Here is a 25898-nt window from a genome sequence, read left to right as displayed (position 1 = left end):
GGCCGGCGACGGCATCGCGGCGCACTACGATCGTCCGATGCTCAACCGCCGCCACATCGCCCTGCTCGCCCTCGCCCAACCGCTCGCGCGCCCGCTGGCCGCATGGAGCCAGGACGCCGGGCCGGCCGCCTCCCTGGAACTCGCGCTGGAACAGGTCGACGGTGCCGAAGCCATCGCCTGGGTCGACGCGCGCACCCAGGAGGCGCGCGGGCTGATCGAAGGCCTGCCCGACTACGGCCGCCGCTACCGCGACACGCTCGCCAGCCTGTCGGCCCGCAACACCAACATCCAGTTCGTGCGGCCGCACCGCGACCGGCTCTACAACTACTACAGCAATGCCGACCAGCCGCACGGCGTGTGGCGGCGCACCACGCTGGAGGAATACCGCAAGGAGCGCCCCAGCTGGCAGGTGCTGGTCGACTTCGACAAGCTCGCCGGCCAGGAGATGCGCCCCCTGGCCTTCAACGGCTACCAGCTGAGCCCGGACGGCCAACGCGCGCTGCTCCGGCTGTCGGCCGGCGGTGAAGACCGCGTCGAGCTGCGCGAATTCGACCTGGCCTCGCGCCAGTTCGTGGCAGGCGGCTTCAACGCCCCGCTCGCCAAGATGAGCGCCGACTGGTTCGGCAACGACGCGTTGCTGATCGCCACCGACTTCGGCGACGGCAGCCTCACGCGCAGCGGCTATGCGATGACGGTCCGCCGCTGGCGCCGCGGCACGGCGCTGGCCGACGCACCCGAAGTGCTGCGCGGCGAACCCGACGACCTCGGCGTGACCATCGACACGCTCGCCGTGGACGGCAGCGCGCCGGTCGCGCTGGTCGGGCGCCGCACCGGCTTCTTCCAGAGCCGGCGCTGGCTGCTGCGCGACGGCACGCCGACACCCACGCTGACGCCGCTGGCGTTGCCGGACGGTGCAGAAAGCTGGCTGGCGCGCGACTGGCTCGTGGTCTCGCTGCGCCAGGCCTTCGACGACGGCAGCACGCGCCACAGTGCCGGCAGCCTGATCGCCACGCCGCTGGCCACGGCCGGCCAGCAGGCGCCGCGCTTCCATTCGCTGCTGGCGGCCGGTCCGCGCCAGCGCCTGATTCGCACGGAGCGCGTGCGCGACGGTTTCGCCATCGCCTGGGCCGACAACCTGCAGCCGCGCCTCGCATTCCAGCGCTGGGACGGCGATCGCTTCACGCAGAGCGATGTCGCGCTGCCGGACGCCGGCCTGGTGTCGATCCGCGCCGACGATGCCGAAGCGAACAACCAGGTCTGGCTGACGACGCAGGCGCCGCTGGTGCCGCAGACCTTCGGCCTGCTCGACGTGGCACCCGCGCAGCCGCAGGCCTGGGCGCCGATCAAGCAGCAGCTCCCGGCCTTCGACGCCGCCGGGCTGTCGGTGCAGCGTTACGAAGCGCGTTCCGCCGACGGCACCGCCATTCCGTACACCGTGATCGCGCCCACGGCGATGCCGCTGGACGGCAGCACGCCGACGCTGCTCTACGGCTACGGCGGCTTCGGCATTCCGCTGGACCTGAGCTACCAGCGGCTGCCCGGCATCGACTGGCTGCGCTACGGCGGCGCCTACGTGCTGGCCCACATCCGCGGCGGCGGCGAGTTCGGCACCGAATGGCACGAGGCGGCCAAGGGCCGGCAGCGCCAGAAGTCCTTCGACGACTTCATCGCCGTCGCCGAAGACCTCGCCGCGCGGCGCATCGCGCGGGCTCCGAAGCTCGGCATCTACGGCGCGAGCAACGGCGGCGCGCTGGTGTCGGCCGTGATGGTGCAACGGCCCGAGCTGTTCGGCGCGGTGGTGTCGCGCGTGCCGCTCGCCGACATGCTCGAGTTCACGCGCTTCACGGCCGGCCCATCCTGGATCGGCGAGTACGGCGACCCGGCCATCGCCGCCGACCGCGCGGTGCTCGAGAAGTGGTCGCCGCTGCAAAACTTGCGTGATGCGCGCTCGGGCGTCGCCTACCCGCCGGTGCTGTTCATCGGCAACCGCAACGACGACCGGGTGCATCCGTCGCACGCCCGCAAGATGGTCGCTCGCCTGCGCGCGCTGGGGCATTCGCAGGCCTGGCTGTACGAGGAACGCAGCGGCGGACACCTCGGGCGCGCCACGCCGCAGTTGCTGGCCGGGCGCGAGGCGATGCTGCATACCTTCCTGATGGGCATGCTGCGGCGCGAGGGCGCGGGCGCATCGGCTGCAGGCTGAAAGAATGAAGGTTTCAAGCCAACCGAGGACCTCCCGTGCGCGAACCCCAAACCGGTGAATTCGAAGGTGGAACCGCCTTCGCCGACGGCAATTTCGTTCCCTTGTCCGAAGCGAAGATCTCGTTGTTCGACTGGGGCTTCACCCGCTCTGACGCCACCTACGACGTCGCCAGCGTCTGGAACGGCAGCTTCTTCCGCCTCGAAGACCACCTCGACCGCTTCTTCGCGAGCATGGACAAGCTGCGCTTCCGCATCCCGTACAGCCGGGCGCAGGTGCGCGACATCCTGCACGCCTGCGTGCGCGGTGCCGACCTGAAGCAGGCCTACGTCGCCATGGTGGTCACCCGCGGCGTGCCGCCGCGCGGCGCGCGCGATCCGCGGCTGGCCGAGAACCGCTTCTATGCCTACGCCGTGCCCTATGTGTGGATCGCGTCGCGCGAGAAGCAGCTGAGCGGCATCGACCTGCACGTGAGCCGGCGCCAGCGCATCTCGCCGGCCTCGGTCGACCCGACCATCAAGAACTACCACTGGCTGGACCTGGTGCAGTCGCTGTTCGACGCCTACGACCAGGGCCGCGACACGAGCTGCGTGGTCGACGCCGACGGCTGCCTGACCGAAGGGCCGGGCTTCAACGTGTTCGTGGTGCGCGACGGCACCGTGCGCACGGCCGACCGCGGTGTGCTCGAGGGCATCTCGCGCCGCACGGTGATCGAGCTGAGCGCGCGCCTGGGCATCCCGCTGCGCGAGGAGCCGATCCCGGTGGACGATCTGCGCGATGCCGACGAAGTCTTCCTGAGCTCGACCGGCGGCGGCGTGCTGCCGATCGCCCGCATCAACGGCCAGCCGCTGAGGCTGGCTTTCCCGGGGCCGATCACCACGCGGCTGTACGACGCCTATTGGGCGATGCACGACGAGGCCGCATACAGCGACCCCGTGCGCTACTGAGCCCGAGCGGCACGGCCGCCCGGCGTCACGTCACTGCCCGGCGGCCGCGCCGAAGCGAAAGCTCGACACCGAGAGACCGCCCATGAAGCCGTCCTCGTGATAGACGCGCACGCCGGCTTCCTGCTCGGCCGCGCCGACCGCGACCATCAGCGGAATCAGGTGTTCCTCGCGCGGGTGGGCGATGCGCGCGGCCGGCGCCTGCGCCCAGGCCTCGAGCTGTTCGTTGCGCGCGGCGGCGGTGTCGTTCACCACGGCTTGGCCGAGCCAGTCGTCGAAGGCCTTCGACACGTCGCGCGCCTGCGGGCCGAAGTTGCGCAGGTTGTGATAGCTCAGGCCGCTGCCGACGATCAGCACGTCTTCATGCCGCAGCGGCGCGAGCGCGCGGCCCAGCGCCAGATGCTCGGCCGGATCGAGCCCGCGGCGCAGCGACAGCTGCAGCACCGGCACGTCGGCCTTCGGGTAGATCGCGGCCATCGGCGAGAAGGTGCCGTGGTCGAAACCGCGTTCGGCATCGACCTGCACCGGCAGCCCGGCCGCTGCGATCAGGTCGCGCACGCGCAGCGCCACGTCGGGTGCGCCGGGCGCGTCGTAGTGCACCTGGTAGGTGTGGGCCGGAAAGCCGCCGTAGTCGTAGATCATCGGTGGGCGCGGATTCGCCATCACCGTGAAGGCCGACGACTCCCAGTGCGCCGACACCATCAGGATGGCGCGCGGCTTGCGGCCGATCTGGCGCGGCATGTCGGCCAGCGAGGCCTCGAGGCGCGCATAGGTGTCGCCCATTTCGCGCTTCATCCACGGCCACGGGCCGCCGCCGTGCGAGATGAAATAAGTCGGCAACACCGGGAGGCTGGAGGGGGTCGGGTCGATCGTGGTCATGGAATGCTCCTTTTGCGCACACGGACTGCGCGCCTTTCGATCGAGTCTAGAGATTTCGCCTTCGGAAATCGACAGGCTAGGATTCAACGATTCATTTCTCCACAGGAAACATCGATGGACCGCATGACCGGCCTGCGCGTGTTCCGCGACGTCGTCGAATCGGGCAGCTTCGTGAAGGCGGCCGAGCGGCTCGGCATCTCGGCGCCGATGGCGAGCAAGCACGTCGCGCAGCTCGAAAAATCGCTCGGTGCACGGCTGTTGAACCGGTCGAGCCGCCACCTGAGCCTGACCGAGGCCGGCACCGCCTGGTATGCGCAGAGCAAGCAGGCACTCGACCTGCTGGACGCGGCCGAGGCCGCCATCGGCCAGAAGAACGAGGCGCCGCGCGGCGAACTCAAGCTCAGCGCGCCCGTGTGGTGCGCCACGCCGCGCTTCGCCGGCGTGCTGGCCGGCTACCGCGAGCGCTATCCCGAAGTGCTGGTCGACATCCACCTGGAGAACCGGAAGGTCGACCTCACCGCCGACGGCTACGACCTCGCGCTGCGTGCCACGCAGGAGCCGTCGCCCGCGCTGATCGCGCGGCCCCTGTGCCGGCTGCAGTTCCATCTGGTGGCGGAAGCCGGCTACCTCGCGCGAATGGGCGTGCCGGCCACACCGGCCGAGCTGGCACGGCTCGGTGCGGTGGTGCCGAGCTACGTCAACATCGAAGGCATCGCACTGAAGGGGCCGGACGGCCGTACCGCGCCCTTGCGGCTGCGGCCGGTGCTGCGCTCGGACGACACCACGCTCACGCTGCATGCGGTGCGCGCCGGCATGGGGCTCGCGTACCTGCCCGAGTGGCTGGTCGACGACGACCTGGCGCAAGGCCGGCTGCAACGGCTGGTGCCGGAGTTCGCGGCACCCGCGGTGACGCTGTTCGCGGTGTACACCAGCCGGCAATACATGGCGCCGAAGCTGCGCAGTTTTATCGACTACTTCAGTATTCATCTCCCAGGTGACGACACGCCTGCCGGTCGCGCCCTACACTCCCACCCGCCAACCCAGGAGGCACCATGAGCACAAGCAACCCGCCCGCAGCCCTGCAACTGCGCTCGCTCGTCAAGCCCGACGGCGAGCTCGAAGTGACGCTCGCACGCGTCCCGGTCGCCGAACCCGCCGCCCACGAAGTGGTGGTCCGCATCGAAGCCGCACCGCTGAACCCGTCCGACCTCGGCCTGCTGTTCGGCCCGGCCGACATGCGCGCCGCGACTTTCGGCGGCACGCCCGGGCAACCCGTCGTCACCGCACGCGTGCCCGAGGCCGCGATGAAGGCGATGGCGGCGCGCATCGGCCAGTCGCTGCCGGTCGGCAACGAAGGCGCCGGCGTGGTCGTCAAGGCCGGCGCTTCGCCCGAAGCGCAGGCGCTGCTCGGCAAGACGGTCGCCGTGCTGGGCGGCGAGATGTATGCGCAGTACCGCACCATCGCCGTCGCGCAATGCCTGCTGCTGCCAGCGGGTGCCACCGCGGCGGACGGCGCATCGTGCTTCGTCAATCCGCTGACCGCCCTCGGCATGGTCGAGACGATGCGGCGTGAAGGCCACAAGGCGCTGGTGCACACCGCCGCGGCGTCCAACCTCGGCCAGATGCTCAACCGCATCTGCCAGAAGGACGGCATCGGCCTGGTCAACATCGTGCGCAAGCCGGAGCAGGCGCAACTGCTCGCCTCGCAAGGTGCGCGCTACGTGTGCGACGCCAGCTCGCCCGGCTTCACCGAGGCACTGACCGACGCGCTGGCCGCCACCGGCGCCACCATCGCCTTCGACGCGACCGGCGGCGGCACGCTGGCCGGACAGATCCTGGCCTGCATGGAAGCGGCGCTCAATCGCAACGCCAAGGAATACAGCCGCTACGGCTCGACCACGCACAAGCAGGTCTACCTGTACGGCGGGCTCGACACCCGCCCGACCGAGTTCACGCGCAGCTTCGGCATGGCCTGGGGCATGGGCGGCTGGCTGCTGTTCCCCTTCATGCAGAAGGTCGGCCCGGAAGTCGTGCAGAAGCTCAAGGCACGCGTCGCCGCCGAACTGAAGACCACCTTCGCGAGCAGCTATACCGGCGAGGTTTCGCTGGCCGGCATGCTGCAGCCCGACGCGATCGCGGTCTACAACGCACGCTCGACCGGCGCGAAGTACCTGGTCAATCCGGCCAAGGACATCGCGCCGCTGCCGGGTCTCTGAACGCGAACCACGCACCGCCGACAACACGGACGCCATGGCCTACGCGCGCCGCACGGTGTTCGACAGCCCGCTGCTCGGCTGGCACCAGGTGCAGCTCGACGGCGCGTATCCGGCCTGGAGCGATGACTACCGCGTCGCCGGCTTCAGCCTGCTGCTGCCGGTGGACCTGTGTTTCGAATGCCGCATCGGCACCGATGCCTTCGTCTGCGACCCGGCGTGCGCACTGTGGCTCTCGCCGGAACGGGGCTATCGGCTGCGGCGCCCGTGGGCACGCCAGCGCAGCACGCTGCTGACGCTGGCCGAAGACCCCGGTTTCGTCGGGCGCTCGCCCCTGCCGCTCGGGCTGCAGGCCGACCTGGCCCGCTGGGCGTGCACCGTCGCCGCAGGAACGATGGAGACGCTCGATGTCGAGGAAGGGCTCGCACGCTGGATCGACACCCTGCGTTCCGGCACCGGCACCGACGACCGCGCCCGTCGCCCGCAGCGGCGCCATCGCGCAGTCGAACGCGCACGCGAACACATCGCCGCCGACCCCGGCCGCGGCGATACGCTGGCCGACATCGCCCGCGCCGCGAACTGCTCGGCCTTTCACCTGGCAAGGCGCTTCCGCCAGCAGACCGGCCAGAGCCTGCACGGCTTTCGCACGCAATTGCGGATGACGGCAGCACTCGATCGCCTGCGCCAGGGCGAGCAGGACCTGAGCGCACTCGCCGCCGATCTCGGCTACGCGAGCCACAGCCATTTCACCGGCGTGTTCCGCCGCAACTTCGGCCGGGCGCCGAGTCAAGTGCGCACGAATCTGGCAGCGCCCGCCCGCACCTGAGACCAGACTGGCGGCTCCTCGTCGGAGCCCTGCCTTGATCTCTTCACGTCTTGCCGTCGGCCTGCTGGCCGGCGTCGCCTCCGCCCTGATCGGCGGCCTCTGGCAGGTGGTGACACGCCAGTCGACCACCACCACAATCGCGCCGGCCGACCTCGCGCTGCTGCGCTACCTGATTCCCGCGCTGCTGCTGTGGCCGCTCTGGCGTCGCACAGGGCTGCTGCCGCACGGCGTGCCTCGCCACCTGCTGCTCGGCATGGTGCTCGGCGCCGGGTTGCCCTTCGGACTGGTCGCGATGAGCGGCACGCGCCTTGCGCCGGCCGCGCACATGGGCGTGCTGATGGCGGGCGCGTCGCCATTGTTCGCGGCGCTCTTCGCCTGGGCGCTCTGGCGCGACCGGCCAGACCGCTGGCGCGCGCTGGGCCTGGGCTGCATGGCCGGCGGCGTGCTGCTGCTAGGCGGCGGCTCGCTGATCGGCTCGGCCGGCGACGCGATCGGCAGTCCGGCGATCGGCAGTCCGGCGATCGGCAGTCCGGCGGCAGCCGGCACCTGGCGCGGCGACTTGCTGTTCCTCGCGGCTGCGGCGTTGTGGGCCGGCTTCACGCTGTGCTTCCGGCGCAGCGGGTTGACGGCGTGGCAGGGCGCGGCCTTCGTCAATGCCTGGTCGGCCGTGCTGCTGCTGCCCTGGCTGCTGTGGCGCGGCGACGTGCGGCTGTTCGATGCACCGTTGCGCGACCTGCTCTGGCAGGCGGCCTGGCAAGGCGTGGTGGCTGGCTTGCTGGGACTGGCCATCTTCGGCGTGGCCATCGAACGCCTGGGCGCGGCACGTGCCGCCGCGTTCGGCGGGCTCGCGCCGGTGGTCTCGGCGCTGGGCGGCTGGTGGTGGCTCGGCGACGTGCTGGCGCCGTCCGACTGGCTGGCCGTCGCGCTCGCGCTGGTCGGCGTGGCACTGGCCAGCGGCGTCATGCCGGCGAGGCAGAATTCCAGCGGTCAACCACCGAACAAGGAACCCCGCCATGACTGACGCTCACGACGCCACCGACCGCGAACTCGTCCTGACCCGCCTCATTCGCGCCACGCCCGACAAGCTGTTCCGCGCCTGGACCGAACCGGCGCTGCTGATGCAGTGGTTCACGCCGAAGCCCTGGACCGTCGCCTCCGCCAAGGTCGACCTGCGCCCGGGCGGCAGCAGCCTGATCGTGATGCGCGACCCCGACGGCAACGAGTACCCGAATCCCGGCGTGTACCTCGAAGTCGTGCCCAACACCCGGCTGGTGGCAACCGACGCCTACACCGAGGCCTGGGTGCCGTCGGCCAAGCCCTTCATGACGCTGATCCTGAGCTTCGAAGCGGAAGGCGACGCCACCCGCTACACGGCCCGCGCACGGCACTGGACGAAGGAAGACCGCGAAGCCCACGAGAAGATGGGCTTCCACCAGGGCTGGGGCATCGCGACGGACCAGCTCGAAGCGCTGGTCGCGACGCTGTAGTTCGACACGTCCGAGGCCACCGGCCGCCTGGCACGACCGGCCTGCCGGATCACTCGCCCGGCACCGTCTCCAGGTCGGCCAGCCAGACCACCGCTTCCGAATCGCTCGGCGCGCGCCAGTCACCGCGCGGCGACAGCGAACCACCCGAGCCGACCTTCGGCGCATTCGGCACGCAGGAGCGCTTGAACTGGCTGGTCTTGAAGAAGCGCCACAGGAAGGTGCGCAGGTGCTTGCGGATCGCGGGCAGTGCGTATTCGTTGCGCGCGCCCTCGCCGTCCATGCCGTCGGGCCAGCCGCCCTGCGTGCGGTCGTGCCACGCGACATGCGCCAGGTACGCCACCTTGCTCGGCTTGAAGCCGTAGCGCAGCGTGTAGTACAGGTGGAAGTCCTGCAGCTCGTAAGGCCCGATCGTGTCCTCGGTCTTCTGGCCGGGCTGAGCCGCCACGTCGAGCGCATCGTAGGGCACCAGCTCCGGGCTGACCTCGGTGTCGACGATCGCGTGCAGCACCGTGCTGCCCTCGCCGCCCAGCACCCGGCTGTCGGCGACCCAGCGCACCAGGTGCTTGATCAGCGTCTTGGGCACGCTCGCGTTCACGTTGTAGTGCGACATGTGGTCGCCGACGCCGTAGGTGCACCAGCCGAGCGCGAGCTCGCTCAGGTCGCCGGTGCCGACCACGATCGCGTTGTGGAAGTTGGCCAAGCGGAACAGATGGCTGGTGCGCTCGCCGGCCTGCACGTTCTCGAAGGTGATGTCGTACTGCGGCACGCCGTCGCCATACGGATGGCCGAGGTCGGCCAGCATCTGGCGGCAGCTCGGCCGGATGTCGATCTCGCGTGCGGTGCAACCGATCGCGGCCATCAGCTGATGCGCCTGCTGCAGCGTGCGACCGCTGGTCGCGAACCCCGGCATCGTGAAGCCGAGGATGTTGGCGCGCGGCCGGCCGAGCCGGTCCATCGCCTGCGCGCAGACCAGCAGCGCATGCGTCGAGTCGAGCCCGCCCGAAACGCCGATCACCACCTTCTCGATGCCGCTGGCCTCCAGCCGCTGCACGAGCGACTGCACCTGGATGTTGAAGACTTCCTGGCAGCGTTCGTCGCGCCGCGCGCTGTTGGACGGCACGTACGGAAAGCGCTCCACCCGGCGCAGCAGGCCGTTCGGCACGGTGGCTGGCAGGGCCAGGTCGAACTCGACCGTGCGCCAGCCCGCCAGCGCGGCGCGGTGCTTCTGCGCCGACACGCCGAAGCTGTTCTGCCGCATGCGCTCGCGCGACATGCGTTCCAGGTCGACGTCGGCCGAAATCAGGTTCGACGTGTTGCTGAAGCGCTGGCTCTCGGCCAGGAGGTCGCCGCTTTCGTAGATCAGCGCCTGGCCGTCCCAGGCCAGGTCGGTGGTCGACTCGCCGATGCCGGCCGATGAATACAGGTAGGCCGCCAGGCAGCGCGCCGACTGCATGCTCACCAGGCTGTGGCGGTAGTCGGCCTTGCCGATCGTCACGTTCGACGCCGACAGGTTGACCAGCACCGTCGCACCCGCCAGCGCCGCATAGCTCGAAGGCGGTATCGGCACCCAGACGTCCTCGCAGATCTCGACATGCACCTTGAGCAGCGGCAACTGGCGCGCCTGGAAGATCAGGTCGGTGCCGAAAGGCACGCGGCTGCCGCACAGCGTGATCTCGGTGGCCAGGGCGCTGTCGGCCGCGGCGAACTGGCGGCCTTCGTAGAACTCGCCGTAGTTCGGCAGATAGGTCTTGGGCATCACGCCCAGCAGCCGCCCGCCCGCGACCAGCGCCGCGCAGTTGAACAGCCGATGGTCCACCCGCAGCGGCAGGCCGACGATGGCCAGCGCGCCGATGTCCTTCGACGCATCGACCACCTGTTGCAGCGCGGTCTCGCAGGCGTCGAGCAACGCCGCCTGGTGGAACAGGTCGTCGCAGGTATAGGCCGAGATGCCCAGTTCGGGGAACGCGACGACGACGGAACCCGCGGCGGCTGCCTCGCGGTACATCGCGATGGTCTCGGCGGCATTGAACACCGGGTCGGCCACACGGTTGCGCGGCACCGCGACCGCCACGCGCGCGAAGCCATGGCGGTAGGGATTGAGGAATGCGGCTCTGGCTGCTGGGGCGGCGCTGGCGGCTTCGGCGACTTCGGTCACTTGCTTTTCCTTCTTTGCAGACATACGGACTTGCGAACTCGCGGACCCGGGCCGATGCCTCGCGCGGCCCGGTCGAACATTCGACTCACTCATTCATGTGCCGATTGTCTCGCCCATCGATTGTCCCGCCGTCCACAAAATCCGTCCTGGCCAGGGTTTGTGCGCCAACAGGCATCGCGCCCCACTGCCTACGCGGCGAGAAGGACCGGCCCTACAGCCTTGCGCCGCACGCAGCCGGTACACCAGAGCAGATGCCCGGTCGTCGTTCCGGGGATCTTCCGGAGACCGAATTCGATGGCGCGAACGCCCCGCACACCTGCCCGCACCGCAAAGCCCCGGACGCCTGGCGTGTCCGAACCCACGCTGGCATGCGTCGGGGGAAAACCGGCGAGGCTGCTGCGCGAGGTGTTCGGCCTGCAGCAGTTGCGCCCGGGCCAGGCCGAAGTCATCGGTCGCGTGCTGGCGGGCCGGTCGACGCTGGCCGTGATGCCCACCGGCGCCGGCAAGTCGCTGTGCTACCAATTGCCGGCCTTGCTGCTGGAAGGCCGCACGGTGGTCGTGTCGCCGCTCATCGCGCTGATGAAGGACCAGTGCGAGAAGCTGGCGGCCCAGGGCGTCGCCGCGGTACAGCTCAACAGCCAGATCGGTACCGACGAGCTTCGCGCGGCCGAACGTGCCATTGCCGACGGCTCCGCGCGCATCGTGCTCACCACGCCCGAACGCCTGGCCGACCCGGCCTTCCTGGCACTGCTCAACACCCATCCGACGGCGCTGCTGGCGGTCGACGAGGCCCACTGCATCTCGCAATGGGGGCACGACTTCCGCCCGGCGTTCATGGAAATCGGCCCCGCCCGCAAGACGCTCGGCCAGCCGACCGTGCTGGCGCTCACCGCCACGGCGGGCGACGAGGTCGCGGCCGACGTGATGGCACGGCTCGGCATTCCGAAGGCCGGGCTCATCGACACCGGCAGCTACCGCGCCAACCTGCACTACGCGGTCGAGCAGGCCATCACCGAGGCCGACAAGCTGGAGCGCGCGATCTCGCTGGTGCGCCAGAGCGAAGGCAGCGGCATCGTCTATGCCGCGACCGTCAAGGCCGCCGAGCAGCTGTACGACGCACTGCGCGCGGCCGGCGAACCGGCGGGCGTGTACCACGGCAAGCGGCCTGCAGCGGAAAGGCGCGCGGCGCAGGACGCCTTCATGTCCGGCGCAACGCGGGTGATGGTGGCGACCAACGCGTTCGGCATGGGCATCGACAAGCCCGAAATCCGCTTCGTGCTGCATTACCAGATGCCCGCTGCGCTCGACGCCTATTACCAGGAGTCCGGCCGGGCCGGCCGCGATGGCCAGCCTGCGCAATGCACGTTGCTTTTTCTGGCGAAGGACATCGCCGTCCAGAAATTCTTCCTCGCCGGTGGCTACCCGGAAATGGCGGACATCGAAGCCGTCTGTCGCGTGCTGCTGCGCACGCCCGAGGAGGCCGCCGGCTGGACACCGCTCGCCATCCAGCAACAGGCCGAACGGCCGCGCACCAAGGTGCAGTCGGTACTCAACCTGCTTCGGCAGGAAGGCGTCGTGGTGCGCGAGCGCCGCGCCGGCCGCGACGGTGCGCTGCGCCTGGCGCGCACCGACCTCGACCTGCCGGCGCTCGAAGGCCTGGCACGGACCTACCGCGACCGCCATGCGCAGGATCTCGCAGCCCTCGACCGGATGGCGGCGTATGCGCAGGGCGGCCAATGCCGCTGGCAGCGCCTGCTTGCCGAGCTGGAGGACGATGACGCCGCACCGCGCTGCGGCCATTGCGACAGTTGCCTGCGGATCGCGCGCCACGAGGCTGCCATGCAGGTGGCGGCGGCCGTGGACGGGCAACCGATCGTGCTGCCGCTCGGCGGCGAGGCTGACAGCGACGCCGATGCCAGCCTTGCCGTCCAGGCCGACATCGCCGACGCGGACACCAGTGGCGCGTTGCACGCGCCGCCGCGGCGACGCATCCAACCACCCATCGCAGCACTGCCATGAACGCCACCGCCCGCCCCTTGCACTTCGTCCGGCGCCATCCGGTGTGGGTCGGGCTGGTCGTCGCGCTCGTGCTGCTGATCGCACTGTTCGACTGGAACTGGTTTCGTCCGCCGCTCGAACGCTACATCTCGCAGAAGACGCATCGGACCTTCCGGATTTCAGACCTCCACGTGAAGCTCGGGCTGACGCCGACCATTCGCATGCGCGACGTCTATTTCGGCAACGCCGACTGGGCGCACGACGAGGCGATGGCCAAGATCCCGAACCTGGAGTTTTCCGTCTCGCTGCGCGACCTGCCGGAGAAGATCCTGATACCGCGCGTGGCGCTGACCCAGCCCGAACTCAACTTCGAACGGCTCCCCGACGACCGCAAGAACTGGATCCTTTCGGACCCGGCCGACAAGTCGCCGAGCAAGCTGCGCATCAGCACGCTGTCGGTCGACCGCGGCCAGCTGCGCTATGTCGACCACGGCATGCCTTTCGAGATCGACGTGCAGGCCAGCACCTTCGACGCCAGCAAGCAGGAAGCGGCGAAGGACGCCGATGCCAAGCCGCAGAACGACCGCTATTCGGCGCAGTACGAATTCAAGGGCAAGTACCACGACGCGAGTTTCTCGGGCAGCGCGCTCACCGGCGAGGTGCTGAGCTTCCAGGAGTCGAACGTGCCCTTCCCGATCAAGGGAAAGCTGGTGGCCGGCACCACCCGCGTGGAGGTCGAAGGCACGATCGCCGACGCGGCCAACATCAGCGCCATCGACACGCGGCTGCGCATCGAAGGGCAGACGCTGGCCAACCTGTACCCGTTTCTCCTGCTGCCGCTGCCCGCTTCTCCGCCGTATCAATTGCAGGGCCACCTGATCCTCAAGGGCAACCGCTACACGATGGACGACCTGGTCGGCCGCATCGGCTCGACCGACGTGAGCGGCCGGGGCGCCTATGTCGAAGGCAAGCCGCGCCCGCTGCTGACGGCCGACCTGCACAGCAAGCGGCTGGACATCGCCGACCTGGGGCCGCTCGTCGGCGTGCAGACCAAGGAAACCGGCGGCAAGCCCGCGGCGTCGCAAGCCGCCACCAGCAACCGCCCGGCCGCAGCCGCGCAACAGCATGCAGCCGACCCCGACCACATCCTGCCCTCAGGCAGCTTCGACGGCAGCCGGCTGCAGAAGATCGACGCAGACGTCGACCTCGAGGCCAAGCAACTGCGCGTGCCGAATTCGCTCCCGCTGGAAAGCCTGCGCGCTTCGCTGCGGCTGCACGACGCGGTGCTGAAACTGACGCCGCTGGAGTTCGGTTTTGCGGGCGGCGCGATCGTCTCGCAGATCACGCTCGACGCGCGCGAACCGACGATCAAGTCCGAACTGAATGCCGATTTCCGCCAGATCCGGCTCGACCGGCTGCTGCCCAAAGCCGAGAAGATCGCCAAGAGCGCGGGCGTGGTCGGCGCGACGGTGCGCATCGCCGGCGCCGGCAACTCGATCGCCGACGCGGCGGCCGTGTCGAACGGCCGCATCACGGCGACCATTGCCGGCGGCCAGATCTCGAACCTGCTCGATGCGGCGAGCGGGCTCAACGGCGGCAAGGTGATACGGCTGCTTGCGGGCGGCGACCGCACCATCGAGGTCAACTGCGGCGGCGTCGCGTTCGACATCAAGAAGGGACTCGGCACAGCGTCGTTGTTCGTGATCGACACCGAGCAGACCCAGATCCTGGGAAGCGGTGGCTTCGACCTGCGCAACGAACGCTTCGACCTGACCGTGGCGCCCAAGCCGAAGCAGATGGGCATCCTGTCGCTGCGCACGCCGGTCCGGCTCTACGGCACTTTCAAGAATCCGGATTTCCAGATCGACAAGGGGCCGCTGCTCGCACGGGCCGGCGGCGCATTGGCGCTGGCTGCGGCGGCGCCGCTGGCCGCATTGCTGCCGCTGATCGAAACCGGGCCGGGCGAATCGACGAATTGCCCGGCGCTGCAGCGCGAGGTCGGACCGGCTGCGAAGCAGGCCACGTCCCGCGCCCGCGGCGCGCGGCCGGCGCCGGCGGTGCGCTAGATTGGCAGCCGCCGGCGCCGATACCTGCTCACTTGATCCCCAGGTATTTGCGCACGGCGTCCGTCGATGTCCCCGCCGCAGCCACGGCCGAGCGCAGCCTGGCTTCGGTCACGCCGAAAGTCTGGGTCCAGTAGCGCAACTCGTGCTGTTCGTTCACGTTGATGCGCGCTGCGTCCTGCGGTCCGCGATTGCTCAGGTCGTCTGCCATGTGTCTGCTCCTTGAATGTGAAGGCAGCAGCATGCGAAGCCGCACCGGCATCCCGCGTCGGTGTGCCCTGGGTGCACCTGCGGGAGAAGCCGACAGCCGATTGTTCGCTGTGTCCTACGCGACACGTTGCGCGGGCTTGTCCGACGCGGGCAACGTGTCGGCGCGGCTACATTTTTCGCGCCATGCCCCATTCCATCACCGCAGCAGCCGCCGACAGCCCTTACGCCGACATCTTCATCGGCAACAGCGAAACCGCGGCGCTGATGCGCAGCCACGACTGGGCGTCCACGCCGCTCGGCACGCCCGATGGCTGGCCGGAGTCGCTCAAGGTGGCGCTGCGGATCCTGCTGACCTCGCGCTTCGAGATGTGGCTGGGCTGGGGCCCCGATGTGGCCTTCTTCTACAACGACGCCTACCGCCCCACGCTCGGCATCAAGCATCCGCAGGCGCTCGGCCGGCCGACGCGCGACGTCTGGCCCGAGATCTGGGAAGACGTGCGCGGCCGCATCGCGACGGTGTACGAGCGCGGCGAGTCGACCTGGGACGTGGCGCTGATGCTGTTGGTGCAGCGCTCCGGCTATCCCGAGGAGACGTACCACACCTTCTCGTACAGCCCGCTGATCGGCGACAGCGGGCGGATCGAAGGCATCTTCTGTGCGGTCTCCGAAGACACCGCCCGGGTGATCAGCGAACGGCGGCTGCAGTTGCTGCGCGAGCTCGGCGCCGGACTGGCGGCGGCGGACACCCGGCGTGCCGTGGTCGCCACGGTGCGCAACACCATGGGATTGGCCGAACGCGACCTGCCTTTCGCGCTGATGTATCTGTTCGACGCGGCCGGCGATCCGCAATTGCACTGTGCGGTCGGCATGACGCCCGACCATCCGCTCGCATCGGCAAGACGCTGGCAGCCGGAGCGGTTGAACGCCGGAGAAACGACCTGGTCGCTGCCGCTCGATGCCCGGCTCGGCGCGCCGACGGGGCCCTGGGACAAGCCGCCTGCCGCCGCCCTGGTCGTCGGGCTGCCGCCGCAAGGTACGGCGCGGGCAGCCGGGTTCCTGGTGACCGGCGTCAACCCGTATCGCGCGCTCGACGACGCATTGACGAGCTTCGTGCAGCTCCTGGCCGGCCAGATCGCGCCGAGACTGGCGAATGCGGAAGCGCTCGAAGCCAGCACGGCCGAGCGCGACCAGCTGCGCGACCTGTTCCGGCAGGCGCCGGGATTCATGTGCCTGGTGCGCGGCCCCGACCATGTCTTCGAGCTCGTGAACGGGTCGTACATGCAGCTGATCGGGCATCGCCAGGTCGAAGGCAAGCCGGTGCGCGAAGCGCTGCCCGAACTGGAAGGCCAGGGCTTCTACGAACTGCTCGACTCGGTGTACGCCACCGGTCGGCCTTTCGTCGGCGAGAGCATGCAGATCATGCTGCAGCGCTCCCCGGGCGCGCCCTTGACCAGGCGGTACCTGAACTTCGTCTACCAGCCGATCCTGGACGCCGGCGGCACCGTGACCGGGATCTTCGCCGAGGGTGCCGATGTGACCGAGAAGTTGAGCGCGGAGAACGAACTGCGCCGCCTCAACGAGCACCTCGAAGCGCGCATCGCGTCGCGCACGCGCGAAGTCGAGGAGGCCCTGAAGCAACTCCAGGCCGAGGCACGCGAGCGCGAGAACGTGCAGGAAGCGCTGCGGCAGTCGCAGAAGATGGAAGCCGTCGGCCAGCTCACCGGCGGCCTGGCGCACGATTTCAACAACCTGCTGGCCAGCATCAGCGGCAGCTTCGAACTGATGCAGCGGCGGCTCTCGCAGGGCCGCTTCAACGACTTCGAGCGGTACATCAGCGTGGGCCAGGGCGCCGCGAAGCGCGCCGCGGCGCTGACGCACCGCATGCTGGCCTTCTCGCGCCGGCAGACGCTCGACCCGAAGCCGACCGACGTGAACCGGCTGGTCGGCGGCATGGAGGAGCTGATCCGCCGCACCATCGGCCCGGAGAACGAACTCGAGTTCGTCGGCGCGGTCGGCCTCTGGACCACGCAGGTCGACCCGCATCAGCTCGAGAACGCGCTGCTGAACCTGTGCATCAACGCGCGCGACGCCATGCCCAACGGCGGCCGGCTGACCATCGAGACCGCCAACAAGTGGATGGACGAGCGCGCGAGCCGGGAACGCGACCTGCCGGCGGGGCAGTACGTGTCGCTCTGCGTGACCGACACCGGCACCGGCATGCCGCCCGAGATCATCCAGCGCGTGTTCGAGCCCTTCTTCACGACCAAGCCGATCGGCATGGGCACGGGGCTCGGCCTGTCGATGGTCTATGGCTTCGCGCGCCAGTCGGGTGGCCAGGTGCGGGTGTATTCCGAACTCGGCATGGGGACCACGATGTGCGTCTACCTGCCGCGCCACCACAAGGCGCCGGAAGAATTCGAGCTGCCGGTGCCGGTCGAGCCGTCCCGGCATACGGCCGCCGGCACGGTGCTGGTGGTCGACGACGAACCGAGCGTGCGCGCCCTGGTGGTCGAAGTGCTGGAGGAACTCGGCTTCCAGACGCTGGAGGCCGAGGACGGCACGACCGGCCTGGCCGTGCTGCAGTCGACGGCCACCATCGACCTGATGATCACCGACGTCGGCCTGCCGGGCGGCATGAACGGACGCCAGCTGGCCGACGGCGGCCGGGCTTTGCGGCCCGGCCTCAAGGTGCTGTTCATCACCGGCTATGCCGAGAACGCCGTACTCGGCAACGGCCATCTGGAGCCCGGCATGCAGGTGCTGACCAAGCCCTTCACGCTGGATGCACTGGCGCTGCGCGTGCAGGACCTGATCGCCACCGAACCGCCCCCGCCGGCGATCGACAGCTGACGGCGCGTCAGTCGGGCTGGCTGGCGGCAGGTGCCACGTGCGCTTCGAGCATCAGGATCACCTGCTGCGCCATGAACTGCAGCTGCGCCAATTGCTCGGGCGTGACCTCGCGGGGCTCGCAGTCGATCACGCAGACCGTGCCCAGCGCGTGGCCGTTGGAAGTGACGAGCGGCGCGCCCGCATAGAAGCGGATGTTGGGGTCGCCCGTGACCAGCGGGTTGGCCTCGAAACGGGCGTCCTTGGTCGCGTCGTTCACGACGAAAGGCCGGTCGGGCGTCCGGATGGCGTGCGCGCAGAAGGCCAGTTCGCGCGGCGTTTCGCTGACCTGCAGGCCGACGCGCGACTTGAACCACTGGCGCTTGTCGTCGATCAGCGAGATGACGGCCATCGGCGTGCCGCAGATATCGGCGGCCATGCGCGTGATGTCGTCGTAGGCCTGCTCTTCCAGCGTGTCCAGCACGCACAGGCGCTGGAGTTCGGCGAGACGGGCGGTTTCGTTGAAAGGCGGGGAATCGGACATGGGCTGCATCCTAAGGGAGCCGCCCTTGTTGCCGCGTCGGCGTGAAACCCTTTCCGGTACGCGACCGTTGCATGCCCGCTACAGTGGCGCCCTGCTGGAGGCCTACCGTTTTGTTCCGTTTCTTCGAAAGACTGCTTCAACCTTATCCCGCCGACGAACCCGCATTGCCTCCGGACGGCTTCCTGCCGTTCATCTGGGCCTGCACCCGAGGGGTGCGCGGAACGATCTTCGCGATGGCCCTGCTCACGGCGGCAATGTCGTCCTTCGAGGCGCTGCTCGTGGCGATGCTCGGGCGCATCGTCGACTGGCTCGGCGGCCAGGTGCCCGCACAGCTCTGGACGCAGCGCGGCACCACCCTCGCCTGGCTGGCCGGCGCGCTGGTGGCCAGCATCGTGGTCGTGGCGCTGCAGACCATCGTCAAGCACCAGAGCCTGGCCATCAACCTGCCGATGCGGCTGCGCTGGAACTTCCACCGCCTGATGCTGGGCCAGAGCATGGCTTTCTACCAGGACGAATTCGCCGGCCGCATCACGGCCAAGGTGATGCAGACCGCGCTGGCGGTGCGCGACACCATCTTCGTGCTGGCCGACGTGCTGGTGGCGATGGGCGTCTACGTGATCACGCTGATCGTGCTGGCCGCGGTGCTCGATGCCCAGCTCATGCTGCCCTTCGTGGTCTGGCTGCTGGCGTACATCGGCGCGCTGGTGTTCTTCGTGCCGCGGCTGGGCCAGGTCGGCAAGGCGCAGGCCGATGCGCGCTCGCTCATGACCGGCCGCATTACCGACGCCTACACCAACATCACGACCGTGAAGCTGTTCTCGCACACCCAGCGCGAAGCGGGCTTCGCGCGCGATGCCATGAAGGAATTCATGGGTACCGGCCACGCGCAGATGCGGCTGGTGAGCGCCTTCGAGATCGTCAACCACACGCTCAGCATGGGCCTGATCGGCGGCATGGCCGGCACGGCGCTGTGGCTCTGGTCGAAGGGCTCCGTGGGCGTGGGCGCGGTGGCCGCATCCACCGCGATGGCGCTGCGGCTGCAGGGCATGTCGCACTGGATCATGTGGGAGATGACCAGCCTGTTCGAGAACATCGGAACCGTGCAGGACGGCATGAAGACGCTGTCGCGCCCGCGCACCGTGGTCGACGCGCCGGCCGCGTCCGCGCTGCAAGTGCCGCGCGGCGAAGTGCGCTTCGAACATGCGAGCTTCCGCTACAGCCCGGCCGGCCGGCGCGTGATCGACGACCTCACGCTCACCGTGCGCCCGGGCGAAAAGATCGGCCTCGTCGGCCGTTCGGGCGCCGGCAAGTCGACGCTGGTGAACCTGCTGCTGCGCTTCCATGACCTGGACGGTGGCCGCATCCTGATCGACGGGCAGGACATCGCCAGGGTGACGCAGGATTCGCTGCGCAGCCACATCGGCATGGTCACGCAGGACACCTCGCTGCTGCACCGTTCGGTGGCCGACAACATCGCGTACGGACGGCCCGATGCCGTGCCGGCCGCGATCGAGGCTGCGGCCGGACGTGCCGAAGCGCACGACTTCATCCAGACGCTCGGCGATGCGAAGGGCCGCAGCGGCTACGAAGCGCACGTGGGCGAACGCGGCGTCAAGCTGTCGGGCGGCCAGCGCCAGCGCATCGCGATCGCGCGCGTGATGCTGAAGGACGCGCCGATCCTGCTGCTCGACGAGGCGACCAGCGCACTCGACTCCGAGGTCGAAGCGGCCATCCAGGCGAGCCTGTACCAGCTGATGGAAGGCAAGACGGTGATCGCGATCGCGCACCGGCTGTCGACCATCGCGGCCATGGACCGGCTGATCGTGCTGGACGGCGGCCATGTGGTGGAAGAAGGCGATCACGCCACGCTGCTCGCGCAAGGCGGGCTTTATGCGCGCCTCTGGGCGCACCAGAGCGGCGGCTTTCTCGGCGAGGAGGCGGGGGAAGCCGAAGCCGCAACGTGACTGCCGCCGGCGCAGGCGGCTCATGGCGAAAGCGCAATGACCGCGCGCTGACTACGGTAATTCCTACAGGGCGCGCCGACCGAAGCCGACAGGCGAAACGCAGCCTCCTGCGATGCTCTACACATCATCAACGCAGAGGAGTTTTGCCGTGAATTCAATCATCTACATCGTCGGTCTGGTCGTGGTCGTGGTGGCCGTGCTGTCGTTCTTCGGACTGCGCTGAGATCAATTTCCGCAGCGTGATTCCGGCTTCGTGCCGGACAGAGAGGTCGCTCTGCCAGGCGACCTTTTTTTTCGTCCGTGTACTTGCGCCTGACGTCCAGAACCTGCGCGGCATAATTTCGTGCTCCCGCCCCGCATCCTCTCCAAAGGGAATTCGTTGTCCACTGCGCTGCGCGACGCTGCCGTCCATGACGCGGTGATCACCGAGGCCATCCGCCTGGCCGAGCGGGCCGGCCCGCTCGAAGACGCGCAGGCAGTGCGCGAAGCACTTGCCGCGCATGCCGCCAACGCACGCCGCATCGATGCGCGTGCAAGCCATCTGGGGCAGCGCGTCGGGCTCCAGGACGATCTGGCCCGCTGGCGCCAAGGCGCACCGTGGATGCTGCTGGCGCTGGCCGCGATGGTCGTCGTGGTCGGTGTGTCGCTCGCGGGCGGCGTGGCCGGCAGCGGCGAACGCCGCATCAACGTGATGGTCGCGCTTGCGAGCCTTCTGGGCGTGCATCTGCTCACGCTGTTGTTGTGGCTGATCGGGCTGGTGTTGCCGACGGCCACCCTGCCCGCTTCGTTCGGCCGGCTGTGGCTCTGGCTCACGGCGCGGGTCGCGGGCGGTCGGCGCGGACAGACGCCGCTTCTGTTGCACGCAACCACCGGCCTGCTCGCACGGGCACGGCTACTGCCGTGGGCCTTCGGCTTCGTCAGCCATGCCATCTGGAGCTTGTCCTTTGCGGCGGTGCTGGCTGCCTTGTTGTTTGCGCTGGCTTTTCGCAACTACACGTTGAGCTGGGAGACGACGATCCTCGATCCGGGCTTCTTCGTGGAAGGCGTGCGTGCGCTCGGCTGGCTGCCCGCGCATCTGGGTTTCCCGGTGCCGGACGCGCAGACGGTGCTGTCTGCCGCACCGACCAACATGCCGGCCGGCGCGGTGCCGACGGCCGGCCAGCGCGACTGGGCACTCTGGCTCACCGGCTGCATCGTGGTGTATGGCCTGCTGCCTCGGCTACTGCTGATGGCGCTCTGCGCCGTGGTCTGGCGCATCCGCATGCCGCTGCTGCGGCCCGACCTTGACGACCCTTACTACCGCCGCCTGGCCGCGCGCTTCGACGCGCTGGCGCCGACACGGATCGTCGATGCCGACCCCGGCCGAACGCCAGCGACCGCACCGCCCGGCCTCGCGCCCGAACACACCCGGGATCGGCTGGTCGCCATCGGATTCGAATTGCCACCTGAGGCCGCCTGGCCGCCGGCCGCACTCGCGGCCTTCATGCAGCAACAGGCCGCGCGCCCGGCCAGGTCGTCCATCCACACGCCGCGCGTCGACGGCAGCCTGGCCGAGCGGCGGGCCTTGCTCGACCTTCTCGCCACTGAGCGCCCACGCCGCGTGCTGGTCGTTTGCCGCGCAGCCGCCAGCCCCGACCGCGGCACCGAGCGCTTTCTGCGCGATGTCCTGGCGCTGTGCGGCGAGTGCCGGCTCTGGCTGATCGACACGGACGGCAGCGGCGCAGCGCGAGCGGAAGATGCCGGTGCCGACATGCAGCGCTGGCACACCTGGCTGGCCGACACAGCGCTCGGCCCCGCGCGCATACGCGCCAGCGACAGCGCCGACGCCGTGCTCGAAGATTGGCAGTCGCCATGAACGCAGGCGCACGGCAATCACCGGGCGACGATGTCATCCGCATCGCGGTGGTCGGGCATACCAATGCCGGCAAGACCTCGCTGCTGCGCACGTTGACGCGGCGCCAGACGTTCGGCGAGGTCGCCTCGCGGCCCGGCACCACACGCCATGTGGAAAGCGTCGAGCTCGCCGCCGGCGGCCGCACCGCGATCCGCTTCTTCGACACGCCGGGGCTGGAAGATGCCGTCACCCTGCGCGAACATCTCACCGCCTTTGCCGACGAGCGCACGCCGCCCGAGCGCATTCGCCGCTTCCTGCAGAGTCCTGAGGCGCACGGTGCCTTCGAGCAGGAAGCCAAGGTGTTGCGCACGCTGCTCGAGGTGGACGCCGCCTTCCTCGTGATCGATGTGCGCGAGCCGGTGCTGCCGAAGTACCGCGACGAGATCGAGCTGATCGGCTCCTGCGGCCGGCCGGTGCTGCCCGTATTGAACTTCGTGCGCGACACCGCGCAGCGCGAGCCCGAATGGAAGGCGCTGCTGGCGGCCTACGGCCTGCATGCGGTCGTGCGCTTCGACGCGGCGGCGCCCTTCGTCGGCGCCGAGCGGGCGCTCTACCAGGACCTGGTCACGCTGCTGCGCGACCGGCGCGTGCAACTCGACGCAGTCATCACGCATCTAGCCACCGAAGCCGCGCAACGGCGAGACGCAGCCGCTGCACGCATCGCGGAACTGCTGGTCGACGTGGCTTCGCTGCGCCGCACGGTGCCGGCCGATGCCGAGGTCTCGGCCACCTCGGCCGCTGTTGCCGATCTGCGCCGCGAGGTGTTCGACAAGGCGCAGCGCTGCGCCGACGACCTGCTGTCGCTGCACGGCTTTCGTGCCGGCGACGCGGCCGAGGCGCCGCTGCCCCAGGTCGAAGGCCGATGGGCAATGGACTTCTTCAGCGCCGAGGCCATGAAGCACGCCGGCATCCGGCTGGGCCAGGGCGCGGCGGTCGGCGCAGCGCTGGGCGTGGCACTGGACATCGCGGCCGGCGGCCTGTCGCTCGGCGCAGGCGCTGCGCTGGGCGGCGCGCTCGGTGGTGCGCTGATGCAGGGCTGGGGACCGCTGGGCCGCAAGCTCGCCAACCGCCTGCGCGATTTGCGCGAACTGAGCGTGGAAGACGCCGTGTTGATCGTGCTGCTCGGCTGGCAGGTCGACCTGTGGCTGGCGCTCTCACAGCGCGGGCACGCGGCGACCGGCCCATTGGCTTCGGTCACTTCGGGCGCCCCGGCCGCAGGCGCCGAGAGGGCTGCACCAGCGCCATCGCCACGCCCGCTCCTGCGGGCGGCCGTCGCCACGTTGCGCCCCGCCCGCAGCCATCCGGAATGGGAAGCCGGGCCGCGCAGACAACCCCAAAGTCCGCAGCGCGCGGCGTTGGTGGCAAGATCGGCCGAAGATGTGCAACGCATTGCAACATCACAACCGCCGAAAGACCCGCTCCGCTAGTGCGCCGAATTCCTCCTTCTCCGATGAAGCCCGACGGCGACACCTTTCTTGCCAACGTCATGGACCTGCTCGCCGACGCGATCTGCGTGGTCGACGCAAAGGGCGTGTTCATGTTCGTGAGCGCCGCATGCACGCAGATCTTCGGCTACGAGCCCGACGAGATGGTCGGGCGCAACATGATCGACTTCGTGCTGCCGGAAGACCGCGCACGCACGCTCGGCCAGGTCGACGCGATCCACACCAGCACGCAGCAGCCGCATTTCGAGAACCGCTACCTGCGCAAGGACGGGCAGACCGTGCACATCATGTGGTCGGCGCGCTGGTCGGAAATCGGCGGTGTCCGCGTCGCGGTGGCGCGCGACGTGACCGAACGCAAGCGCGCCGAGTCGATGCAGGCCGCGCTCTATGCCGTGTCGGAAGCTGCGCACACGGCCGAAGATCTGCTGACGCTGTTTCGGCGCATCCACGAGATCGTGGCCAGGCTGACGACGGCGTCGAACTTCTTCGTTGCGCTCTACGACGAAGCCAAGGACGAACTCAGCTTTCCCTACTACGTCGACAGCCACCACACGCCACCCGAGCCACGCCCGCTCGACTCCGGCACGCTGAGCGCCGAAGTGATCCGCACCGGGCAGGCGCTGCTGCTGCGTGCCGATTCGCCCGATCCGCTGCCGCCGGGCGTGAAGATCGACATGGGCAAGGACTCGCTCGACTGGCTCGGCGTGCCGCTGCAGACGCAGAAGGGCCCGATCGGCGTGCTCGTGGTGCAGAGCTATTTCGGCGACACGCGCTACACCGAGAAAGATGTGGAGCTGCTGCAGTTCGTGTCGGCGCAGGTGGCGAGCGCCATCGAGCGCAAGCAGGCCGAGACCTGGCTGCGCCACATCGCCCGGCACGATCCGCTGACCGACCTGCCGAACCGCACGTTGCTGAACGACCGGCTGCAGTCCGCCTTGCGCCACGCTCGGACCGAACTCACGCGGCTGGCCGTGCTGTACCTCGACCTCGACATGTTCAAGCAGGTCAACGACAGCCATGGCCATGCGGCCGGCGATCAGTTGCTGCAGGAAACCGCACAGCGCCTGCGCCGCTGCGTGGGCGACGCCGGCATGGTCGGGCGCATCGGCGGCGACGAATTCCTGGTGCTGCTCGACCAGGACCCGTCGCCGGCCCGCGCCGTCGAGTTGGCGGAGCAGATCCGCGTTGCGCTGTGCGAGCCCTTTTCGATGAACGACGAGCAGTTCCAGGTGTCGCCGAGCATCGGCATCGCATTGCATCCGCAGCATGGCGATGACTACAAGCGGCTGATCCGCCATGCGGACGAGGCCATGTATGCGGCCAAGAAGGCCGGCGGCAATCGCAGCCGCGTGAAGAGCAGCCAGCGCCGGTCTGAACCTACAGCGAAAGCGCCGGGCCTGCGCTAGGCTGGTCGCCATCGTGCCCGTGCCGGCCGGAGACCGTACCGGTGGCATGAACTGCATGCCACTTTCGCGAAGGACCCCAGCCATGTCGTCTCCCTTGCCTTCGGCCACATCCGCCACGCCGGCCCGCCGCCACTTCTCGATGATCCGCGGCTTTCATCTGGCGGACATCTTTACGCTGGGCAATGCCGCTTGCGGCGTCGGCGCAGTCTTCCTCGCGATGGCCTTCATGGCCAGTCGCTCCACCACGCAATTCCTGTGGGCTGCTGCACTTGCCCCGGTGGCATTCATCTTCGACGTGTTCGACGGCCGCATCGCACGCTGGCGGCAGACCCATTCAGCGCTGGGCCGCGAGCTCGATTCCCTGGCGGACGTGATCTCTTTCGGCGTCGCGCCGGCCGCGCTCGCCTTCGCGGCCGGGCTCGACGGGGGCTGGGACTGCCTCCTGCTCGTGTACTTCGTCTGCTGCGGCGTGAGCCGGCTGGCGCGCTACAACGTGACGGCGGAAGCGCTTTCCGCAGGCGCCGACAAGGTCAAGTACTTCGAAGGCACGCCGATTCCGACCAGCGTGGTGCTGGTCGGCGTGCTGGCGCTCGCCGCCTGGCAAGGCAGCATCGGCGCAGCGATCTGGGGCGGCGCATGGCAGCTCGGCCCGTGGCAGCTGCATCCGTTGACGCTGCTGTTCGGGCTGTCGGGCACGCTGATGATCAGCAAGACGCTGCACATACCGAAACTTTGACCTCCCCCAGGCTTCGCGCACTTCGTGTCGCTTTCGCCACCCCCCTCACCGGGGGCAACACCGGCGGCCCGGCGAAGCCGGTTCCGCGGTGTTCCTGGCTTGGGCCGT

The 25898-nt window shown here is 69.3% G+C and carries 19 protein-coding genes; 15 read left to right on the top strand and 4 right to left on the bottom strand.

What is annotated here, in order from left to right; genetic code table 11:
* The first annotated feature begins 37 nt into the window (after positions 1–37).
* Both AC07PZ_RS23470 and AC07PZ_RS23465 read left to right on the top strand, forming a co-directional pair.
* Positions 38–2203 (top strand): prolyl oligopeptidase family serine peptidase, encoded by a 2166-nt coding sequence (locus tag AC07PZ_RS23470; RefSeq protein ID WP_495297561.1) that lies wholly within the window; start codon positions 38–40, stop codon positions 2201–2203.
* A gap of 35 nt (positions 2204–2238) precedes the next feature.
* Positions 2239–3147 (top strand): aminotransferase class IV, encoded by a 909-nt coding sequence (locus AC07PZ_RS23465; RefSeq protein WP_495297560.1) that lies wholly within the window; start codon positions 2239–2241, stop codon positions 3145–3147.
* Between the two features lie 30 nt (positions 3148–3177).
* Here AC07PZ_RS23465 and AC07PZ_RS23460 read toward each other — a convergent pair whose 3' ends face one another.
* Positions 3178–4023, bottom strand: coding sequence for a DODA-type extradiol aromatic ring-opening family dioxygenase (locus AC07PZ_RS23460; protein WP_495297559.1), 846 nt, complete (start codon positions 4021–4023; stop codon positions 3178–3180).
* Positions 4024–4137: 114 nt separating this feature from the next.
* Here AC07PZ_RS23460 and AC07PZ_RS23455 point away from each other — a divergent pair, with 114 nt between their 5' ends.
* The 5 genes from AC07PZ_RS23455 to AC07PZ_RS23435 are packed head-to-tail and all read left to right on the top strand — an operon-like array spanning position 4138 to position 8549.
* Positions 4138–5079, top strand: a complete 942-nt coding sequence (locus AC07PZ_RS23455) for a LysR family transcriptional regulator (protein ID WP_495297558.1) — start codon at positions 4138–4140, stop codon at positions 5077–5079.
* Complete coding sequence (locus AC07PZ_RS23450; protein ID WP_495297557.1) at positions 5076–6239, top strand: zinc-binding dehydrogenase; 1164 nt, start codon at positions 5076–5078, stop codon at positions 6237–6239. The genes AC07PZ_RS23455 and AC07PZ_RS23450 overlap by 4 nt, the downstream gene beginning before the upstream one ends.
* Before the next feature lie 34 nt (positions 6240–6273).
* Entirely contained in the window at positions 6274–7062 is a 789-nt protein-coding gene (locus tag AC07PZ_RS23445; RefSeq protein ID WP_495297556.1) for a helix-turn-helix transcriptional regulator, read from the top strand.
* Positions 7063–7096: 34 nt separating this feature from the next.
* The gene (locus tag AC07PZ_RS23440; protein WP_495297555.1) at positions 7097–8083 is read left to right on the top strand and encodes a DMT family transporter; all 987 of its coding nucleotides are present in this window, start codon (positions 7097–7099) and stop codon (positions 8081–8083) included.
* Complete coding sequence (locus AC07PZ_RS23435; protein WP_495297554.1) at positions 8076–8549, top strand: SRPBCC family protein; 474 nt, start codon at positions 8076–8078, stop codon at positions 8547–8549. Before AC07PZ_RS23440 ends, AC07PZ_RS23435 begins: the two co-directional genes overlap by 8 nt.
* Before the next feature lie 49 nt (positions 8550–8598).
* Here AC07PZ_RS23435 and AC07PZ_RS23430 read toward each other — a convergent pair whose 3' ends face one another.
* On the bottom strand, positions 8599–10704 hold the full coding sequence (locus AC07PZ_RS23430; protein ID WP_495297553.1) for an NAD(+) synthase: 2106 nt from the start codon (positions 10702–10704) through the stop codon (positions 8599–8601).
* A 294-nt stretch (positions 10705–10998) separates the two neighbouring features.
* On the opposite strand from AC07PZ_RS23430, the gene AC07PZ_RS23425 reads away from it, so the two are divergent.
* Together AC07PZ_RS23425 and AC07PZ_RS23420 are read left to right on the top strand one after the other, a co-directional pair.
* Positions 10999–12723 (top strand): RecQ family ATP-dependent DNA helicase, encoded by a 1725-nt coding sequence (locus AC07PZ_RS23425; protein WP_495297552.1) that lies wholly within the window; start codon positions 10999–11001, stop codon positions 12721–12723.
* A complete protein-coding gene (locus tag AC07PZ_RS23420; RefSeq protein WP_495297551.1) occupies positions 12720–14768 on the top strand; it encodes an AsmA family protein in 2049 nt (682 codons plus the stop codon). Before AC07PZ_RS23425 ends, AC07PZ_RS23420 begins: the two co-directional genes overlap by 4 nt.
* A 28-nt stretch (positions 14769–14796) precedes the next feature.
* Here the strand turns inward: AC07PZ_RS23420 and AC07PZ_RS23415 are convergent, their stop codons facing one another.
* The gene (locus AC07PZ_RS23415) at positions 14797–14976 is read right to left on the bottom strand and encodes a DUF3606 domain-containing protein (RefSeq protein WP_495297550.1); all 180 of its coding nucleotides are present in this window, start codon (positions 14974–14976) and stop codon (positions 14797–14799) included.
* A gap of 182 nt (positions 14977–15158) precedes the next feature.
* Here AC07PZ_RS23415 and AC07PZ_RS23410 point away from each other — a divergent pair, with 182 nt between their 5' ends.
* Positions 15159–17825, top strand: a complete 2667-nt coding sequence (locus AC07PZ_RS23410) for an ATP-binding protein (protein ID WP_495297549.1) — start codon at positions 15159–15161, stop codon at positions 17823–17825.
* 7 nt (positions 17826–17832) lie between these two features.
* Here the strand turns inward: AC07PZ_RS23410 and AC07PZ_RS23405 are convergent, their stop codons facing one another.
* On the bottom strand, positions 17833–18345 hold the full coding sequence (locus tag AC07PZ_RS23405) for a GAF domain-containing protein (RefSeq protein ID WP_495297548.1): 513 nt from the start codon (positions 18343–18345) through the stop codon (positions 17833–17835).
* 71 nt (positions 18346–18416) lie between these two features.
* Between AC07PZ_RS23405 and AC07PZ_RS23400 the strand changes: the two genes are divergently transcribed.
* The 5 genes from AC07PZ_RS23400 (at position 18417) to AC07PZ_RS23380 (ending at position 25790) form a co-directional block, all read left to right on the top strand.
* Positions 18417–20309 (top strand): ABC transporter ATP-binding protein, encoded by a 1893-nt coding sequence (locus AC07PZ_RS23400; protein WP_495297547.1) that lies wholly within the window; start codon positions 18417–18419, stop codon positions 20307–20309.
* Positions 20310–20688: 379 nt separating this feature from the next.
* Complete coding sequence (locus tag AC07PZ_RS23395) at positions 20689–22164, top strand: DUF2868 domain-containing protein (protein WP_495297546.1); 1476 nt, start codon at positions 20689–20691, stop codon at positions 22162–22164.
* Positions 22161–23630: a GTPase/DUF3482 domain-containing protein gene (locus AC07PZ_RS23390; RefSeq protein ID WP_495297545.1), complete on the top strand. Its 1470-nt coding sequence runs from the start codon at positions 22161–22163 to the stop codon at positions 23628–23630. The genes AC07PZ_RS23395 and AC07PZ_RS23390 overlap by 4 nt, the downstream gene beginning before the upstream one ends.
* 23 nt (positions 23631–23653) lie before the next feature.
* Positions 23654–25054: a sensor domain-containing protein gene (locus AC07PZ_RS23385; RefSeq protein WP_495297544.1), complete on the top strand. Its 1401-nt coding sequence runs from the start codon at positions 23654–23656 to the stop codon at positions 25052–25054.
* Positions 25055–25136: 82 nt separating this feature from the next.
* On the top strand, positions 25137–25790 hold the full coding sequence (locus tag AC07PZ_RS23380; RefSeq protein WP_495297543.1) for a CDP-alcohol phosphatidyltransferase family protein: 654 nt from the start codon (positions 25137–25139) through the stop codon (positions 25788–25790).
* The last annotated feature ends 108 nt before the right edge of the window (positions 25791–25898 follow it).

The sequence above is a fragment of the Variovorax sp. GW821-FHT10B04 genome (assembly GCF_059415645.1).
This window is presented reverse-complemented; position numbering and strand designations above follow the sequence as displayed.

Bases quoted from the DNA above. Each gene is read 5' to 3' on its own strand.
- AC07PZ_RS23460 (WP_495297559.1), bottom strand. From the start codon at position 4,023: ATGACCACGATCGACCCGACCCCCTCCAGCCTCCCGGTGTTGCCGACT.
- AC07PZ_RS23415 (WP_495297550.1), bottom strand. From the start codon at position 14,976: ATGGCAGACGACCTGAGCAATCGCGGACCGCAGGACGCAGCGCGCATC.
- AC07PZ_RS23455 (WP_495297558.1), top strand. From the start codon at position 4,138: ATGGACCGCATGACCGGCCTGCGCGTGTTCCGCGACGTCGTCGAATCG.
- AC07PZ_RS23470 (WP_495297561.1), top strand. From the start codon at position 38: ATGCTCAACCGCCGCCACATCGCCCTGCTCGCCCTCGCCCAACCGCTC.
- AC07PZ_RS23400 (WP_495297547.1), top strand. From the start codon at position 18,417: ATGCCCGCTACAGTGGCGCCCTGCTGGAGGCCTACCGTTTTGTTCCGT.
- AC07PZ_RS23390 (WP_495297545.1), top strand. From the start codon at position 22,161: ATGAACGCAGGCGCACGGCAATCACCGGGCGACGATGTCATCCGCATC.
- AC07PZ_RS23385 (WP_495297544.1), top strand. From the start codon at position 23,654: ATGAAGCCCGACGGCGACACCTTTCTTGCCAACGTCATGGACCTGCTC.
- AC07PZ_RS23405 (WP_495297548.1), bottom strand. From the start codon at position 18,345: ATGTCCGATTCCCCGCCTTTCAACGAAACCGCCCGTCTCGCCGAACTC.
- AC07PZ_RS23450 (WP_495297557.1), top strand. From the start codon at position 5,076: ATGAGCACAAGCAACCCGCCCGCAGCCCTGCAACTGCGCTCGCTCGTC.
- AC07PZ_RS23420 (WP_495297551.1), top strand. From the start codon at position 12,720: ATGAACGCCACCGCCCGCCCCTTGCACTTCGTCCGGCGCCATCCGGTG.
- AC07PZ_RS23445 (WP_495297556.1), top strand. From the start codon at position 6,274: ATGGCCTACGCGCGCCGCACGGTGTTCGACAGCCCGCTGCTCGGCTGG.
- AC07PZ_RS23380 (WP_495297543.1), top strand. From the start codon at position 25,137: ATGTCGTCTCCCTTGCCTTCGGCCACATCCGCCACGCCGGCCCGCCGC.
- AC07PZ_RS23425 (WP_495297552.1), top strand. From the start codon at position 10,999: ATGGCGCGAACGCCCCGCACACCTGCCCGCACCGCAAAGCCCCGGACG.
- AC07PZ_RS23435 (WP_495297554.1), top strand. From the start codon at position 8,076: ATGACTGACGCTCACGACGCCACCGACCGCGAACTCGTCCTGACCCGC.
- AC07PZ_RS23410 (WP_495297549.1), top strand. From the start codon at position 15,159: ATGCCCCATTCCATCACCGCAGCAGCCGCCGACAGCCCTTACGCCGAC.